This window comes from Nocardiopsis codii, from assembly GCF_036327455.1.
GTDB lineage: Bacteria > Actinomycetota > Actinomycetes > Streptosporangiales > Streptosporangiaceae > Nocardiopsis > Nocardiopsis codii.
Window position 1 is genome coordinate 264,140 of the sequence record NZ_JAUZMY010000002.1, and the last position, 15,390, is coordinate 279,529.

The following is a 15,390-nucleotide window of genomic DNA, read 5'->3' on the forward strand; positions in this document are numbered from 1 at the left end:
CCGTGCCTCCCTTCGTGGCGGAGTGGCTGTGGGTGCTCGTGGTCACGAGTAGGACCTCCGCTCGTCCGGCGGGGGGATGGTGGCGCCCCGGTACTCGACGGGGATGCCGCCCAGCGGGTAGTCCTTGCGCTGGGGGTGGCCGTGCCAGTCGTCGGGCATCTGGATGCGGGTCAGCGCGGGGTGCCCGTCGAAGACGATGCCGAAGAAGTCCCAGGCCTCGCGCTCGTGCCAGTCGTTGGTCGGGTAGACCGACACGATCGACGGCACGTGCGGGTCGGCGTCGGGGCAGGTGGTCTCGACGCGGATCTCGCTGTTGTGGCTGATGGAGCGGAAGTGGTAGACCGCGTGCAGTTCCCGGCCGGTGTCGTCGAGGTAGTGCACGCCTGCCACCCCCGTGCACAGCTCGTAGCGCAGGGCCGGGTCGTCGCGCAGGACGCGCACCAGTTCCAGGAGGGCCTCGCGGCGCACGTGGAAGGTGAGTTCCCCGTACGCGACCTCGACGCGCTCGACAGCCCCTGCGTCGTCGCCCAGGGCGGCCTCCAGGTCGTCGGCCACCCGGTCGAAGTCCGCGGTGCGGGGGTCGTCGGGGTCGGTGAAGGGGCGCCGGCTGCTCCCGGGAGCGCTCCCCCTGACCAGGAGGCCCCCGAATCCGGAGGTGTCGCCCCCGGTGGAGCCGCCGAACATGCCGGTCCGTTTGATCGGAGCGGCCAGCCGCTCGCGGCCCTGCCTCTCGGGCAGGTTGGCGGCTTCCTCGTTGCGCTCTTTCTCGCTCATGTCAGTCCCTCGTCACCACGGGCAGCGACCGGCGGAGCATCCGCTCCTCGATCTCGGTGATCTCCAGCTCGCGGTGGGCGCCGAGCTTGGTGTTCTGGACCTTGTCGTGCAGCTTGAGCACGGCGTCGAGGAACATCTCCGGCCGCGGCGGGCAGCCCGGCAGGTAGATGTCGACCGGGACGATGTGGTCCACGCCCTGCACGATCGCGTAGTTGTTGAACATGCCGCCGCTGGAGGCGCACACGCCCATCGCGATGACCCACTTGGGCTCGGGCATCTGGTCGTAGATCTGGCGCAGGACGGGGGCCATCTTCTGGCTGACGCGTCCGGCGACGACCATGAGGTCGGCCTGGCGCGGGGTGGCGCCGAACTTCTCCATGCCGAACCGGGCCAGGTCGTAGTGGGGGCCGCCGACGGCCATCATCTCGATGGCGCAGCAGGCGAGGCCGAACGTGGCGGGCCACATGGAGCTCTTGCGGGCCAGGCCCACGACCTGCTCGACGGTCGTGAGCGCGATTCCGCTGGGGATTTTCTCTTCGAGTCCCATCAGCTGCGGACCTCCTCCGGGCTGGGCTGGGCGGGCCGGGTCTGGGCCGGGCGCGCGGTGGTCGGGACGCGGAGCGGAGTGCGTGTCCGCGGAACGCGGCCTAGTCCCATTCGAGGCCTCCGCGGCGCCACTCGTAGGCGTAGGCGATGGAGACGTTCACCAGGAAGAGGACGATCGCGACCAGTCCGAACCAGCCGAGGGCGTCGAAGTGGACCGCCCAGGGGATGAGGAAGATGATCTCGATGTCGAAGACGATGAACATCATGGCCGTCATGTAGTACTTGACGGTGAATCGGCCGCCGCCCGCGGGCTGCGGCGTCGGCTCGATGCCGCACTCGTAGGCCTGCATCTTGGCCCGGTTGTAGCGCTTGGGGCCCATGACGGCCCCGGCCACCATCGACACCACCACGAACGCGGCGCCGATCCCGCCGAGCACGAATATCGGTGTGTAGAGCTCCACGGGTCACCCTCCCTCTGGCTGGTCGGCACGCTCGCGCATGCTTGTGATTGCTTTCACTAGCTCATCTCTTCGGTCGTCCCGTGCTGTCCTGTTGTGGCGCCGGACCCGACCGCCCGGCCGTGTTGTCCCAGTGCTCCGCGCGTCCCGGTCTCCCGGGGCCCGGGCGCCCCCGTGGGGGAGGGCGCCCGGCCCGCGGATCCGCTAGGCCGCGGGGGCGATCCTGGTCAGGCCGTTGATGACCCGGTCCATGGCGTCGCCCTGCGTGGGATCGGTGAGGTTGGCGAGCATCTTCAGCGCGAACTTCATGAGGGTGCGCTGGCGCAGGCCGTACTTGGTCGCGTACTTCATGAACTCGGGCTGGCCGATGACCTTCACGAAGTAGCGTCCGAGCGTGTAGTAGCCGCCGTAGGTGTCGGCGAGCACGTCGGGGTAGCCCAGCAGGGTCCGTTCGCGGGTCTGCTGGGTGGTCCGCCCGTGTGCCTGCACGATGACGTCGGCCGCGATGTTCCCGGCCTCCATGGCGTAGGCGATGCCCTCGCCGTTGAAGGGGTTGACCATGCCGCCCGCGTCGCCGACGAGCATGAGCCCCCGCGAGTAGTGCGGGACCCGGTTGAAGCCCATGGGCAGGGCGGCGCCGCGGATGGCGCCCCGCTGGTTCTCCTCGGTGTAGCCCCACTCCTCTGGCATGGACTCGGTCCAGCGGCGGAGGAGCTTGCGGTAGTCCACGTCCTGGAAGGAGGCGGTGGAGTTGAGGATGCCCAGGCCGACGTTGCTGGTGCCGTCGCCGACGCCGAAGACCCAGCCGTAGCCGGGCAGGAGGACGTCCTTGTCGCCGCTCCTGTCCCACAGCTCCAGCCAGGACTCCAGGTAGTCGTCCTTGTGGCGGGGGCTCTCGAAGTAGGTGCGCACGGCCACGCCCATGGGGCGGTCGTCGCGCTTGCGGATGCCCATGGCGACGGACAGCCGGGAGGAGTTGCCGTCGGCGGCCACGACCAGCGGCGCCCGGAAGGTCACGGGCTCGCGGTCGGCGTTCTTGGCACGGACCCCGACGATGCGGTTGCTGCGCTCGTCCATGAGGGGGCCGGTGACGTTGGTGCGCTCCAGGAGCTTGGCTCCGGCGGAGACGGCACGGTTGACCAGGATCTGGTCGAAGTCGTAGCGGGTGCGGACGAGTCCGAAACCGGGGTAGGCGGCCAGGTCGGGCCAGGGGAGTTCGAGGCGGACGCCGGCGCCGACGATGCGCAGGCCGTGGTTCTTGATCCACCCCTCGTCCTCGAAGGTGATCCCCATGGCAATGAGCTGTTTCACCGCCCTCGGGGTCAGTCCGTCGCCGCAGACCTTCTCCCGGGGGAAGGCGGTCTTCTCCAGGAGCAGGACGTCGAGTCCTGCCTGGGCGAGGTAGTAGGCGGTGGTGGAACCGGAGGGGCCAGCGCCGACGACGATGACGTCGGCGTCGTACTCGGTCCGCTCCCGGCCTCTGGGAGAGGAGGTGGCTGTCTCGCTCACGGGTGGGTCCTCGACTGCTCGCGCGGTGCACCGTGGCGGGCCAGTGCGGGTTCGACCCGCTCACGGGGGATGGTATGGGTGTTTTGGGACTTCCGACATGTCCGGTATAGGGCCATGTGTCCTGCGCCTCGTAGCCTTGTGAAGCACTTCACAAGCCTCCTTTCCGCAGTCTAGACCCTCATGCGCCACGAGGCGACCCCCGGGGGGCATGCGAGACGCGTTATCCACAAACGGGATATTGCTCCCAGATAGCCACACTGCACACCGAAAGCCACCACCTTCTGACAAACGTGCAGCTCATGATTGTTTCCGACACCCCAAGAACCCCAGCGGCAACACAAAAAACCCGGAGAACAGAGCGTTCTCCGGGTTTTGCGCGCTTGTTAGCAATAAAGGAAGTATCGAACTTCCTGGGTGTTATGTCGGTTTCTACTTCTCCCGGAAACCACGGTGCAGGGCGACGATCCCCGTCGACAGGTTGCGCCACGCGACCCTCGACCAACCCGCGTCCTGGAGGTCGCGGGCGAGGTCGGCCTGCTTGGGCCAGGCCATGATCGACTCCGACAGGTAGTCGTAGGACTCCCCCCGGCCGGACACCGCGCCCGCGATCTTGGGCAGGGCCCCCATGAGGTAGGTGGAGTAGAGCTTGTCCACGAAGTCGACCGGGATGTGGCTGAACTCGCAGATCACCAGCCGGCCGCCGACCTTGGTCACCCGCAGCAGCTCCCGCAGGGCCTGGTCCACGTCGCTGACGTTGCGCAGACCGAAGGAGATCGTGACCGCGTCGAAGGTCTCGTCGGCGAAGGGCAGGCTGAGGGCGTCGCCCGCCACGAAGGTCACGCCGCCGGTGGAGGCCCCGCCCCGGCGCTTGGCGCCGGTGGTGAGCATGCCCAGGGAGAAGTCGCACGCGATGACGCGCGCGCCCTTCTTCACGAAGGACTCGGAGGACGTGCCGGTGCCCGCGGCGAGGTCCAGGACCAGTTCGCCGCTGTAGGCCTCGACGGCGTTGACGACGGCCTTCCGCCAGATCCTGTCCTGTCCCAGCGAGATGACGTCGTTGACGAGGTCGTAGTTTTCGGCGATGCCATCGAACATCGCCGCGACGTCCTGGGGCTTCTTGTCGAGCTTGGCGCGGGTCATGGCACAAGACTAAGGGTGCCCCCCGTGTCGCCGTGCCGCTCCCCCGCCCCGACCCGGCCCGATTCCTCGGCGCGGCGCCCCGACCTTTCCGGGCGCGCCCGCCCCGCGCCGACCCGTCCCGGCCTCCTGACCGCGGCGGGCACGCGCGGCACCCCTTCTGTCCGTGATGTCCGCGTCCGGATCCGGCCATGTCCGTACCGGCGGACCGCAGGGCCTGGGAATTCTCCCCGGACCGGGTGAACCCCTTGGTAGAAAGGGGTCCGGCAAGGGGATGAACCTTGAACCACGAACGATTCCGGTGCGTCCTACCTTGTGGAAGCGCGCCGCGGGAAGGGGTGGAGATGAAGTTCGACGTGGTCGATCCGAACGACGAGCAGGCCATCCTCGACGAGGAGGAGACCGGGGAGGGCGACCGGGAGGCGACGGACGCCCCCGGGACTCCCGAGGAGCCGCCGCGGCCCGGTGTCCACCCCCTGCTCGTCCAGGCCTCCCAGCGGATGCACACCAGACTCAGCGCGGACCTCGCCACCCTCGGCGCGAGCCTGCACCGCCTGCACGCCCACGTCGAGATCGCGCGGAGCCGGGAGGCCGCCGACGAGCCCGTCGCGCCGCCGCCCGCCAACTTCCGCGCCCACGTCTTCTCCCGCCCCCCCGCCCCCCACCCCCCGCCCTGGAAGGAGCCCCCCGTGTCCGCCTGGAACATCCTGCCGTCCGAGGTCGGCGGCGTCCTGACCACCGTCGCCGGATACATCGGTGAGGAGGGTGGCAGCGAGGGCCTGGTCGGCTCCATGACGGCGGCCGAAACCCTGCTGGAGAGCATCAGCTCCGAGGCGGACAGCGCGCCGATCAGTCTGGCCCTGGGTGAGTTCGCCGCCCACAACTTCAACCTCATGGGATCCATGGCCGGGGTGACGGTCAGCGCCGTCACGCACACCAGCGAAGCCGTCAACTACTACGTCCAGGGCAACCTGGACATGGCGGCCGAGGCGCAGGAGAACGCGGGTGTGGTCCCCGAGCCGGAGCGCCAGGGCCCCCTGCCCCAGCAGTAGCGGCGCCGGGCTCCGCGCCCCCGCCCCGGTCTCCTGCCCCGGAGGCCCCGACCCCGACTCACCTCCGGCCCCCGGATGGAGACAGCGCCGTGACCGAGATGTGCACGCCCAACGGCGGCCTCATCAACCCCGCCATGTTCCCCGTTCCCACAGCCGACCCCGGCGAGCTGGAGACCCTGGCGGGGCAGCTCCGCACGGCCGGCGAGACGGTGTCCGGGATCGGCGCGGACATCAAGAGCGGCTGGGGCGGCCTGTCCGGCAACTACACCGCACCCGAGACCGAGACGCTGCTCGCCGCGGTCGACTCCGTCGTGACGGACGGCGACGCGGTGGAGAGCTCGACGGGCAACGCGGCCACCGCCCTGGAGACCTTCGCCGAGTCGGTGCGGGACATCAAGTCGAAGTGGGCCACCCTCACGACCGACTCGAACACCTTCCTCAACTCCATCGACACCAGCAACGACGACTGGAAGAGTCCCGACCGCTTCTCTCAGGAGTGGTGGTTCGGCGGCGAGGCGCCCAAGGTCGCGGAACACCAGAGGCTGCTCGACCGCGCCGACGAACTGCGACGCGAGTACGAGCAGGCCGAACGGGACTGCGCGAACGGCATCAACGCCGACGTCGCCAACGGCACCGACTTCGTGCCCGCGGACGGGAGCGGCGGCCCGAACAAGCCGGGCGAGTACCAGCACGGGTTCGACGGGTACCTCGGGGACGTCGACATGGCGTGGGGCGGCTCGCAGTCGACCGACCACGGCTGGTGGGTGGACGCGGGGTCCGCGGTCAAGGACTTCTCGGTGGGGGTCGCCGAGGACGTCGGCGGCTTCCTCGGCATCCACAACTCCGAGGGCTGGTTCCAGGGCAGCTGGGGCTCCAACCTGTGGGAGTACCACGAGGGCAACCTCCAGTCGGCGGCGTCGCTGGTGGGCATGTACGACGCCGAGAACGACAGCTGGGGCTTCCAGGGCTGGGACCGCACCGCCGAGATCGCGGGAGGGGCGTGGAAGGACGCGGCGCACGCGGTGGTGCCGTGGGAGGAGTGGGGTGAGCGGCCCGGGTACGTCATCGGCACCGCCCTGCTCAACATCGGTGCGACGGTGGCCGGTGTGGCCCTGTCCGCGACCGGTGTCGGGGCGGTCGTCGGCGCCCCGCTGCTGGCGTGGCGCGGTTCGGCGATGCTCAACAAGATGGGCGGCGACGGACCGAGTGTGAGCACACCCGACATGCCCGAGTTCAACCTGGGCAACCTCAACCTCAGGCTCCCCGGCCGGTTCGGCGGCGGCGACTCGCCCACGTTCGACTTTGACATGGGCGACCTCGACACCAGCTCGTTCAGTCCGTCGCAGCTCGGCGAGATGCGGGCCGCGCTGGACCGGATCAACGGCGACAACTCCGGGGGCGCCGGTTCCCCGGACGGGACCCCGGACAACCGTCGGGTCACCCCCGTGAACGACGACGCGGACGCGGACCGTGGCAGCCGGCCCCGGGACGGCGACCCCACCGCGGACCAGCTCCAGGCCATGGACGACTTCCAGCGGATCGTGGAGAACCCCGACAACGCCGACTTCGGCCGGAACGTGACCCAGCGCCACCAGGCCGACATCGACGAGGTCGACCGCAACGCCAAGACCAGCCCCGGCCGTGAGGGCTCGTGGGAGGGCAACGACATCGAGTCCGACCGGCCCGACCTGGACGGCGACCGGTCCCGTGTGCCGGTCACGCCGCGCGGCGACACGATGGAGGCGGACCGGCCCCGCGACACCTCGCCGGAGGACGTGTACCGGCTCACGGGCACGGGCCCGCAGGACTTCGACACCCGGCCCGGCGGCGACCTCGGCTCCGGCGGCCCGGACATGCGGGACCGCACGCCCGCGGTCACCAACAGCGTCGACAACGGCAACGGCAACGGCGGCGACGCGCCGAACGGCGGAGACACCGGGAACACCAGGCCCGTCACGGGCGACGGCGACTCCGGTGGCAGCCGTTCCGGGACCCCGGGCTCCCCCGACTTCCACGGGGGCTCCGACGGGCACTCGGGCGGGGGCTCCGGCTCGGACGGCAACCGGGGCGACGGGGACGGCAGCGGCGACAGCGGCGGGAACGGCGACAACGGGGGGAACGGCGACGGCCGGCGTCCGCCGAGCCCGACCAACCTGGAGGAGTTCGAGAACCACACCTGGGGGGACAAGGACGACCCCGCCAACCAGCAGGCGTTCCGCGACGACCTGCAACGGCTCCTCAACGAGGACCAGAACGGCCGCGCGTACAACGACTTCTTCAAGGAGTACTACAAGGAGAACAACGGTCACCGGAAGCACGCGGACACCTATATCGGTCCGGATCTGTGGAAACTGCCGCAGATCAGCCGGGTGGACAGCAACAGCCCCTGGGTCCCGTTGGAGGCGGCCGAGCCGCCCAAGCCCCTCGGCGCCAGGACGGAGATGCGCCTCGACAACGGCTACTTCAGCAGGACCGACCTCACGACGGAGGAGCTGACCCGGCGCGACCGGCTCAGGACCGGCCTGAACGGCCTCGACAACCTCGCCCACGACAGGCGTGTCTCCATCAACGCCTCCATGAGGGCCAGGGACCACCTCGCGGCGATGGAGGATCTGCACGGCGAGTGGAAGAAGGACGGGCCCAACCACGAGAAGGTCGCCGAGGCCAAGAAGACCTACCAGGACGCGCAGAGCTACGCCACCAGGATCGCGGAGGACTTCGGCGAGGAGACCGCCAGGATCGGCGCGCGGCACGAGTTCAACGGCACGACCCTCCGCGACGGCAACGGCGACCCCGTGATGCGGCACGTCGTCGACGAGCGGGGCAGGACCGTCAGGGGGGACGACGGAAAGCCGCTGCTGACCGAGCACCAGCCGGACCTGAACGGCGCGGAGGAGATCAAGCCCTCGGAATTCGCTCCGGGCAACGGCAACGACCAGTTCGACCAGGTCTACCGCACCAGGGCTGGCGAGATCGTCATCGTCGAGGCCAAGAGCAGTACCAAGACCGAACTCAGCGAACGCACCGTCACGGGAGACGGGACGCCCAGGAGGGTGAGCCAGGGCACGCGCGCCTACCTGGAGGACATTCTCGACGCGATGGAGAAGCGGGGCGTCGGCGACAACGCCGCCGAGGCCGATCTCGCGCAGGAGATCCGGAGGAAGCTGCGGCAGGGCCGTGTCACGTACTCGTCGTTCAAGGGCGACCCGGTGGACGTCTACCGGCGGAACGACAACGGGACCTACGTCAAGGACGCCGACGGCAAGCGGGAGTGGACGGGAAACTCCCACGCCAACGGCTACGATCACCAGATCTTCGACATCTCCAAGAAGGAGGCCTCATGACCGTGTACGTCGCTCGCCACGACATGGACCCGGACAACACGGGGCTGCGGGTCACCGAAGCGGACCTCAAACGCCAGATCGGACGCCGGGAGGACCTGGTCGAGAGCACGGTCGACGACGCCTCGGAGATCGGGTCGTGCACGGGGCCCGCCTTCCTCGGCGCGGAGATCGCCCTGCTGCTCGATCCTCCGGCGCGCGACCTGGAGACCTGGGAGGCGTGGACCGTCGCGATGCAGTTCCACAACGCGGTGTTCGCGCTCTCCGAGGCGGAGAAGGACAGCACGGTCGAGTACCGGATCGACCAGCAGGTGCGCACCCTGACGTCCCCGGGGCTCCTCCACGCCGCCAACGTCGGCACCTGGGAGTCCGCGTTCTACCTCGCGGTCACCTGCCGCGCCAACGCCCACGCCGAGACCCTGTGCCGCGTCTCCCCGGACCGCCTGCGCCGCGCGGGAGAGGGCGGGGGGATCACGCACAACGAGTTCAGCTTCCACCTGGCCGCCGCGTGGCAGGCCTACGTCAACGGCACCCCCGACCTGGTACCCGAGCTCCGTCAGGCCATGGAGCTGTCCGACCCCCGCCGGGGCGCCTTCGGCGGCGAGTACCTGGACCTGGTCTCCTTCCCGCAGATGGACGTCTTCCGGCTCCTGCTGATGGGCGACGCGGCAGCCTTCAACGACGGCCTCGCCCAGGCCCTGGAGTCCTTCAAGCGCTACCAGACCCGTGAGGACGCCCCCGCCGGCGTCCACGGCGTGGTGCCCCTGGGACTCCTCGCGATCGCCTGCCTGGCCTACGACAAGGCCCGGACCACCCCGGACTTCACCCTCGACGTGGAATCCGAGTACCTGCCCAAGCACATCGTGGAACGCTCCTGGTACGGCGAGTTCCCCGTCTGATCCGAGAGGGGGCCGCCCCGGTGCGCGAGGGCCTGCGGCGGCCATGACCCCCTCCGCTCCCGACGCCCTGGCCCCGTAGCGGGCTGACGGCGGTCCTGCCACCCCGGAACTCTCCGGAACCGGATCACGGGTGCGCGGATCGTATTCGACGGACAGGAAGCGTCGGCCCGCCCCGGGCCGTGTCCGCCGACACCAGGGAGTGGCAGAGCATGGCCGAGGTCCGGTTGGAGATGGGTGAGCACCCGCTGTCCCCGCAGACGCGGGAACGGTTCCCCTGGGCGCGGAACCAGCCCCCGTACACCCGCGCCGAACTCAACCGGGTCGTGGCGGAGGCCGGTGCCATGAAGCAGGAGTGGAGGACCGTCCGAGACGGCCTCGACGGCCTCGTGCCGCGCCTGGAGGCCTCCGAACGGGCCGCGCGGGCGTCCGCCCCGGGTTCCCAGGGGTCGGCCGGGGAGATCGCGGGCTTCCTCTCCCGGGGCAGGATCCTGCTCGCGGCCGGGAACGATCCCGAGCGCCTGGCCGGATACGCCGGTGCGGGCAGCCGGACCCCCGGCGAGGTGGTTCGCCTCGTGCTCCAGGGTGTGCGGCCCGCCGACATGCGTGCGCTGAACGCCGTGGGCCGCATGCGCGCGGGGACCGAGACCCTGCGCGTGTCGCTCCTCGGCATGCGGGGTCTGCGCGACCGGATCGAACAGGCCGGGCCCCGGTGGCCGGGTTGGCACAGCGGATCTGAGGGGGCGGCTGCGGCGTCGACACAGGACACACCGTCGAGCGCCGTGGGCAGAGTCCTCGCGGACCCGGCGGGCCGACCCGTCGACGGTGCGCACCGGGCGGGGGGCTCCGCGTCCGCGGCCCCCTCGCCCCGGAAACACGACCTGTCGGGCGGCACCGAGCAGGGCCGGGGCCCCCGGTCCCGCTGACCTCCGGGGGTCGTGCGACTCGCCGCCGGGCGGCCCCTCCCCCGCCGGGGCCGCCCGCGTACCCCGGCCGTTCGGCCGGGTCCCGCCGGTCCCGCCCCCGATGGGGACCGGCGGGAGTTCAGTGCCCGGCGTCCAGGACCGCCATGAGACGGGCGATCTCGGCGGCCTCGTCGCACGCCCCGATCTCCAGGGCCCGGCAGTGGACCTGCCGCAGGGTGGCGACGACCTCCTCCAGCGGCGGCGTCGGCGCGGCCAGTTCGAGGACCATGCCCCTCGCGTAGCGCCGGTGTCCCCCGGGGGTGCGGAGCGAGGCGAGGCGCCCCTCCCCCTCCCAGCGGATGAGGGTCTTGGGGTCCACGCCGAGGATGCGCGCGGCCTCGCGCGGGGTCAGGAGTTCCCCGGCGTGCGGTGCGGAGTCCTCCGAGCCGTGCACCGGGCCCGGTTCCGTCCGCTCTCGTCTCGTCGTCACGGGCGGGTCCTCAGATCCGGGTTCGGGGCCGGTCCAGCTCGAACCACACGGTGGTGCGGTTCCGGTCGTGGAAGGTGCCCCAGCGGGCCGCCTGGGCGTGCACGAGGCGGAGCCCCAGACCTCCCTCCCTCTCCAGGTCGAGGGGGCGCATGTGCGGGCCGGCGGAGTCGTCGCGGCGCGGTCCCTGGTCGATGACCTTCACCTGGACGCGGTCCGGGAGCCGGTGGAGGGTGACGGTCACCTCGCCGCCCTCGTCTCCGCTGCGCGAGTGCGTGATGGCGTTGTTGAAGAGTTCGCTGACGAGGTACTGGGCGACGTCGGAGGTGGCGGGCGGCAGGACTGCGGCGATCCGTGCGCGCAGGACGGAGGCCTGTTCGGGGCGTCCGGGGACGGCCAGGGCGTGGCAGGTGGGAACCGGGCACGAGCGGTCGAGCACGAGGGGTGCGCGGTCGTCGGGGTCGGTGACCCGGCGGGGCAGGGGCTCGGGGCTGCCCCCGGCGTTGCGGTTCGGCACTATGCGGATGACTGGTCGCACCTGGATTCCCTCCCTGGGATGGCCACTACGCGCGTGGCCCGTGGCACCACCTTGGTGCCGCCCGTGGGCGGGTTCCAGCGAAATCACCGAACGGTCACACTTAGTCGTTGCACGCCCTATCGGGTCGTGTCCTGGACTTGCATGGGTCGTAGTGGCGATAACCCGGGAATGGGAGTCGTAGTGAGTCTCAAGGCCAACCCCAGGCGCAAGTCCCTGGGCAGGAAGATCGCGGCGGCCCGAAGCCAGGCCGGAATGACGCAGGGAGAGGTGGCTTTCGCGCTGAAGGTCGTGCAGTCCACCGTGTCCGCGTGGGAGAAGGGCAGGCGCGGGCTGCCGTCCGATCGTGCTGCTGAACTGGATGACCTATTCGATTCCGGAGGTGCGATAAACCGGGCCTGGAACTCGGCGAACGAGCCCGACGCACTACCGCCGTGGTACACGGAGGTCGGACAGTTGGAGCGGGAGGCCACCGAACTCCGGGAGTACCAACCGGTGATCTTTCCGGGACTGGTCCAGTGCGAGAACTACGCAAGAGGATTGCTCGCAGACACTGTTCCGTGGTTCTCGCCAAGAGAAATCGACCAGATGGTCACGCTGCGGATGGCTCGTCAGGGGGTTCTGGCGAGGCCGGAGAACCCTCCCCTGGTGTCGATCGTGATCGAGGAACCGGTACTCCGTCGAACCGTCCAAGGCGGCAAGGGCGTTCTTCGGGAACAGCTGGCAACCGTCGTCGGGCTGATAGAGAGGGGCGAAATCCGTTTCCAGGTCATCCCAGATGACGCGGAATGCCACCCTGGCGGATCGGGCCCCTTCCGTCTCTACACGTTCCCCGACAAGCCAGTAGTCGCATCAGCCGAACACATGGAAGGCGAGCAGCTCATGGATGGCATGATGCAGGTGCAACACTGCGCGACGCTCTTCGGTGTTCTCCAGGCCGAAGCTCTCTCGCCCCGTGCGAGCCGGGAACTCATCAGGAAGGTCAGGGAAGAACTCGATGACGAAGCGTGAGCCCTACTGGCACAAGAGCACCTACAGCGGTGGATCAGGAAGCTGCGTCGAGGTCGCGGAGGGGAAGGCTGTTCTGGTGCGTGACACCCAGAACCGCACCCTCGGACACATCGACTACACCGCCGAAGCGTGGGCATCATTCCTGCGCGGGGTGACCACCCACCGCGCCTGAGCCGACGAGGCAGAGGAGCCACCGTGAACGCCTGGCACAAGAGCACCTACAGCGGCGCAGCGGGCAGCTGTGTCGAAGTCGCTGAAGGAGAGTCGGTCCTGGTGCGCGACACCGAGAACCGCCCCCTCGGACACATCGACTACACCCCCGAGGCCTGGGCGGCGTTCCTCGGCTCCACCACCTCCCTCATCCCCTGATCCCGGACACGACGACGGCCGACCAGCCCGCTGGTCGGCCGTCCTCTCGATCACGCCCGATGACGGGGTGCCTCCGCCGCCGGACACCGTCCGGCTGACGGGCCGACGCCCTCACCCGCTGGGTTCACCTCGTCAGTGGTACTGCGACATGACCACTCTCGCGCCCGCGAAGTTCCTCTTCTCCAGGTCGCTGCGACGGATGATCCAGAACGGGCAGCCCTGGCAATCGGGGTCCGCCTGCATGGCGTACTGCGCCTGGGCCAGCAGGACCCACTCCTCCTTCGCCTTCTCCTCCGGTGACTGCATGATGGGCGGGTCCTGCGGGGAGTAGGCGTAGCCGCCCAGGAGCAGATCGACCCCCCACACCAGTTCCCGCTTGTCGTGGTGTTCCAGGCCGTACTGCCGGTAGACCTTTCGCACCTCCGGATCGTGGAGGGCATCGTCGTCGTCCGTCGGCAGACTCCGGATGGACCGGGCGTAGAGCGGGCGCGGGTCCGTGTGGGGGGTGGCCCAGTACGCGGCCGCTTCCTCGTCCTCGAACTCCTCGATGTCCTCGCGCAGGGGTTGGGGGGACCGTTCCTCCGTGAGCGTCCCTGCCGGGACGTGGACCACGTAGTCGCCGACGGCCGGCTCGTCGTCATCGAGCGGGTCGTGCTTGTTGGCGAAGAACAGCAGGTGGCCGTCCTCCGGCAGCGGGATGTCGAGGGCGTCCCGTGGAAGGGCCGCGCAGTCGACCGACGCGACGAAGTGCGGGTAGGAGCCCCATGCGGCGTCCGGGGGAAGGGAGGGAAGGCCCCCGTACTGCCCGGCCAGGACCCCGCCGCCCTCCGCCGAGGACGTCAGCTCGATCTGTGGGCGGGCGAGGCCGAGGGCCAGGTCGATGGCGTGTTCGGGCACCCCGGCCTCGCGGGCCGCCTCGCGATACTTGTCGGAACTGTCCATGCCGGACATGCTGCCCCCACCGGAGGACACTCCGCCGCGCTGCGCACCCGCCCCTGGAACCAGGCCCCCCGGAACCCGGTCGGCGGCCTTCGACCCCACCGCCCTTATCCCCTGATCACGGACATAACGACGGCCGACCGGCGAGCCGGTCGGCCGTTTTCTCAACTTTCCCCGCATTACTTTCCAGTACCTCCCCCCCCCCCCCCCCCGACCCCTTACTCTCTGACTCGAAAACCCAACTGCACCAAATGACCCCGCAACGGCTGAACACCGTTCGGGGTCGTGGCCAGCAACTCCACCCTTAAGAACAAGGATTGCCAGCATGCGCCAGTTTAGCGCTGCGGCCCTGCACCATGCCTTTCGGCTGGTCACGGCCCTCTTCGCCTCCCCTCGCGGACGCCACGCCTCCGCCGTCGTCGGACGCCGCCGCCGGTCCACCCGGGTCCGCCGCTACGCGCCCGTTCCCGTTCCGGCAGTCGCTCTTGCCCCGGTGACACCTCCACGCCCGGCCCTGCCCCTGGCTCCCCCGCGCCACACCGTCGAGGCCGAGGACGTCGCCCTCGTCCGGCCCTACTACGAAGCCCACGAGCGCGAAAGCGAACGGGCACTGCTCCGCGTCCAGTCCGAGGCCAGCGCCCGCCTCCACGGCTGGGTCCCCCGACCCCGCGCCTCCGGCGACCTCCTCGCCGCCCCGTCCCCGCTGCCCCTCTCGGCGTTCGGCCCGGCCCCCGCTGCCAGGACCGCCGTCCCGGAGAACTGGGACGACCTGGCCGCCACCCACGTGTGGGGCGGTCCGCGGGCCCGTCAGGGGGTCCCGGCATGAGGCCCCACGTCTTCTGGGAGCACCGCGTCTACCCCGGGCACCTGTCCGAACTGGGCGGGGTCCGCGAGGACCTCGCCGCCGACCTGGCCGGGTTCGACTCCGACACGGTGGACACGCTCACCCTCATCACCAGCGAACTCTTCGCCAACTGCTGCAAGTACACCGACTCCGGCCACGAGGACGGCGAGGTCCTGCGCGCGCTGTCCATGCCCGACCCGGGCACCCTCCGCGTGGGACTGTCCGACTTCGGCGGGGGAGGCGGCGTCCCCGCCGTCCCCCACCAGCGGACCGCCGACGAGTGGGACTGGGCCGAGGGGCAGCGCGGCCTGCTCATGGTCGAGAACCTGGCCGGGGCGTGGGGCCACCACCGCCTCGCCCCCTGGGCCGACCTGGGCACCCACGTGTGGGCGGCCCTGTCGGTCGATCCGACGGCGGTCCCGACCGGCCTGCGCCCGTACGTCTTCACCCGCTGAACCGCACCCGGGGAGCCCCCGTACCGCCCTCACCACACGGGGGCTCCCCTCCCGCCCGCGTCGCGGACCCGTGCGGGGGGGCGGGTCCCGCAATCGACTGCCCGCTCCCCGCACTGCCGCTGCCTGGGACAC

At 70.3% G+C, this 15,390-nt stretch carries 17 protein-coding genes; 9 read left to right on the forward strand and 8 right to left on the reverse strand.

The genetic code is table 11. The features are described 5' to 3' along the window. Window positions 1–42: 42 nt before the first annotated feature. From Q8791_RS03025 to Q8791_RS03045, 5 genes are all read right to left on the reverse strand, one after another. Window positions 43–774, reverse strand: coding sequence for an NADH-quinone oxidoreductase subunit C (locus Q8791_RS03025; RefSeq protein WP_330089992.1), 732 nt, complete (start codon window positions 772–774; stop codon window positions 43–45). Between the two features lies 1 nt (window position 775). Continuing rightward, on the reverse strand, window positions 776–1,321 hold the full coding sequence (locus Q8791_RS03030; RefSeq protein WP_330089993.1) for a NuoB/complex I 20 kDa subunit family protein: 546 nt from the start codon (window positions 1,319–1,321) through the stop codon (window positions 776–778). 100 nt (window positions 1,322–1,421) lie between these two features. After that, on the reverse strand, window positions 1,422–1,781 hold the full coding sequence (locus Q8791_RS03035; protein ID WP_017601065.1) for an NADH-quinone oxidoreductase subunit A: 360 nt from the start codon (window positions 1,779–1,781) through the stop codon (window positions 1,422–1,424). Window positions 1,782–1,982: 201 nt separating this feature from the next. Beyond that, window positions 1,983–3,287, reverse strand: a complete 1,305-nt coding sequence (locus Q8791_RS03040; RefSeq protein WP_330089994.1) for a geranylgeranyl reductase family protein — start codon at window positions 3,285–3,287, stop codon at window positions 1,983–1,985. Between the two features lie 429 nt (window positions 3,288–3,716). Continuing rightward, window positions 3,717–4,427, reverse strand: a complete 711-nt coding sequence (locus tag Q8791_RS03045; protein WP_330089995.1) for a demethylmenaquinone methyltransferase — start codon at window positions 4,425–4,427, stop codon at window positions 3,717–3,719. 341 nt (window positions 4,428–4,768) lie between these two features. Between Q8791_RS03045 and Q8791_RS03050 the strand changes: the two genes are divergently transcribed. The 4 genes from Q8791_RS03050 (at window position 4,769) to Q8791_RS03065 (ending at window position 10,639) form a co-directional block, all read left to right on the forward strand. After that, window positions 4,769–5,476 (forward strand): DUF6507 family protein, encoded by a 708-nt coding sequence (locus Q8791_RS03050; RefSeq protein ID WP_330089996.1) that lies wholly within the window; start codon window positions 4,769–4,771, stop codon window positions 5,474–5,476. Between the two features lie 98 nt (window positions 5,477–5,574). Then, on the forward strand, window positions 5,575–8,820 hold the full coding sequence (locus Q8791_RS03055; protein WP_407941949.1) for a hypothetical protein: 3,246 nt from the start codon (window positions 5,575–5,577) through the stop codon (window positions 8,818–8,820). Then, window positions 8,817–9,716: an immunity 49 family protein gene (locus Q8791_RS03060; protein ID WP_330089998.1), complete on the forward strand. Its 900-nt coding sequence runs from the start codon at window positions 8,817–8,819 to the stop codon at window positions 9,714–9,716. Before Q8791_RS03055 ends, Q8791_RS03060 begins: the two co-directional genes overlap by 4 nt. A gap of 179 nt (window positions 9,717–9,895) precedes the next feature. Next, entirely contained in the window at window positions 9,896–10,639 is a 744-nt protein-coding gene (locus tag Q8791_RS03065) for a hypothetical protein (RefSeq protein WP_330089999.1), read from the forward strand. Between the two features lie 118 nt (window positions 10,640–10,757). Here Q8791_RS03065 and Q8791_RS03070 read toward each other — a convergent pair whose 3' ends face one another. Both Q8791_RS03070 and Q8791_RS03075 read right to left on the reverse strand, forming a co-directional pair. Next, window positions 10,758–11,108, reverse strand: a complete 351-nt coding sequence (locus Q8791_RS03070) for a MerR family DNA-binding transcriptional regulator (protein ID WP_407941942.1) — start codon at window positions 11,106–11,108, stop codon at window positions 10,758–10,760. Window positions 11,109–11,118: 10 nt separating this feature from the next. Beyond that, complete coding sequence (locus Q8791_RS03075; RefSeq protein ID WP_330090000.1) at window positions 11,119–11,643, reverse strand: ATP-binding protein; 525 nt, start codon at window positions 11,641–11,643, stop codon at window positions 11,119–11,121. A gap of 180 nt (window positions 11,644–11,823) precedes the next feature. Between Q8791_RS03075 and Q8791_RS03080 the strand changes: the two genes are divergently transcribed. From Q8791_RS03080 to Q8791_RS03090, 3 genes are read left to right on the forward strand one after another with little or no spacing between them, the layout of a single operon-like run. Next, the gene (locus tag Q8791_RS03080; protein WP_330090001.1) at window positions 11,824–12,651 is read left to right on the forward strand and encodes a helix-turn-helix domain-containing protein; all 828 of its coding nucleotides are present in this window, start codon (window positions 11,824–11,826) and stop codon (window positions 12,649–12,651) included. Next, the gene (locus Q8791_RS03085) at window positions 12,638–12,823 is read left to right on the forward strand and encodes a DUF397 domain-containing protein (protein WP_330090002.1); all 186 of its coding nucleotides are present in this window, start codon (window positions 12,638–12,640) and stop codon (window positions 12,821–12,823) included. Before Q8791_RS03080 ends, Q8791_RS03085 begins: the two co-directional genes overlap by 14 nt. A gap of 23 nt (window positions 12,824–12,846) precedes the next feature. Then, window positions 12,847–13,020, forward strand: a complete 174-nt coding sequence (locus Q8791_RS03090; protein WP_330090003.1) for a DUF397 domain-containing protein — start codon at window positions 12,847–12,849, stop codon at window positions 13,018–13,020. 132 nt (window positions 13,021–13,152) lie between these two features. On the opposite strand, the gene Q8791_RS03095 is transcribed toward Q8791_RS03090, so the two are convergent. After that, window positions 13,153–13,962 (reverse strand): DUF1963 domain-containing protein, encoded by an 810-nt coding sequence (locus tag Q8791_RS03095; RefSeq protein ID WP_330090004.1) that lies wholly within the window; start codon window positions 13,960–13,962, stop codon window positions 13,153–13,155. 322 nt (window positions 13,963–14,284) lie between these two features. Between Q8791_RS03095 and Q8791_RS03100 the strand changes: the two genes are divergently transcribed. Both Q8791_RS03100 and Q8791_RS03105 read left to right on the forward strand, forming a co-directional pair. Beyond that, entirely contained in the window at window positions 14,285–14,785 is a 501-nt protein-coding gene (locus tag Q8791_RS03100) for a hypothetical protein (RefSeq protein WP_330090005.1), read from the forward strand. Next, the gene (locus tag Q8791_RS03105; protein ID WP_330090006.1) at window positions 14,782–15,258 is read left to right on the forward strand and encodes an ATP-binding protein; all 477 of its coding nucleotides are present in this window, start codon (window positions 14,782–14,784) and stop codon (window positions 15,256–15,258) included. Before Q8791_RS03100 ends, Q8791_RS03105 begins: the two co-directional genes overlap by 4 nt. Window positions 15,259–15,390 lie beyond the last annotated feature (132 nt).

Excerpts from the sequence above, each read along its gene's own strand:
- Q8791_RS03095 (WP_330090004.1), bottom strand. The coding sequence starts at position 13,962 with ATGGACAGTTCCGACAAGTATCGCGAGGCGGCCCGCGAGGCCGGGGTG.
- Q8791_RS03085 (WP_330090002.1), top strand. The coding sequence starts at position 12,638 with ATGACGAAGCGTGAGCCCTACTGGCACAAGAGCACCTACAGCGGTGGA.
- Q8791_RS03060 (WP_330089998.1), top strand. The coding sequence starts at position 8,817 with ATGACCGTGTACGTCGCTCGCCACGACATGGACCCGGACAACACGGGG.
- Q8791_RS03025 (WP_330089992.1), bottom strand. The coding sequence starts at position 774 with ATGAGCGAGAAAGAGCGCAACGAGGAAGCCGCCAACCTGCCCGAGAGG.
- Q8791_RS03045 (WP_330089995.1), bottom strand. The coding sequence starts at position 4,427 with ATGACCCGCGCCAAGCTCGACAAGAAGCCCCAGGACGTCGCGGCGATG.
- Q8791_RS03030 (WP_330089993.1), bottom strand. The coding sequence starts at position 1,321 with ATGGGACTCGAAGAGAAAATCCCCAGCGGAATCGCGCTCACGACCGTC.
- Q8791_RS03100 (WP_330090005.1), top strand. The coding sequence starts at position 14,285 with ATGCGCCAGTTTAGCGCTGCGGCCCTGCACCATGCCTTTCGGCTGGTC.
- Q8791_RS03105 (WP_330090006.1), top strand. The coding sequence starts at position 14,782 with ATGAGGCCCCACGTCTTCTGGGAGCACCGCGTCTACCCCGGGCACCTG.
- Q8791_RS03055 (WP_407941949.1), top strand. The coding sequence starts at position 5,575 with ATGTGCACGCCCAACGGCGGCCTCATCAACCCCGCCATGTTCCCCGTT.
- Q8791_RS03050 (WP_330089996.1), top strand. The coding sequence starts at position 4,769 with ATGAAGTTCGACGTGGTCGATCCGAACGACGAGCAGGCCATCCTCGAC.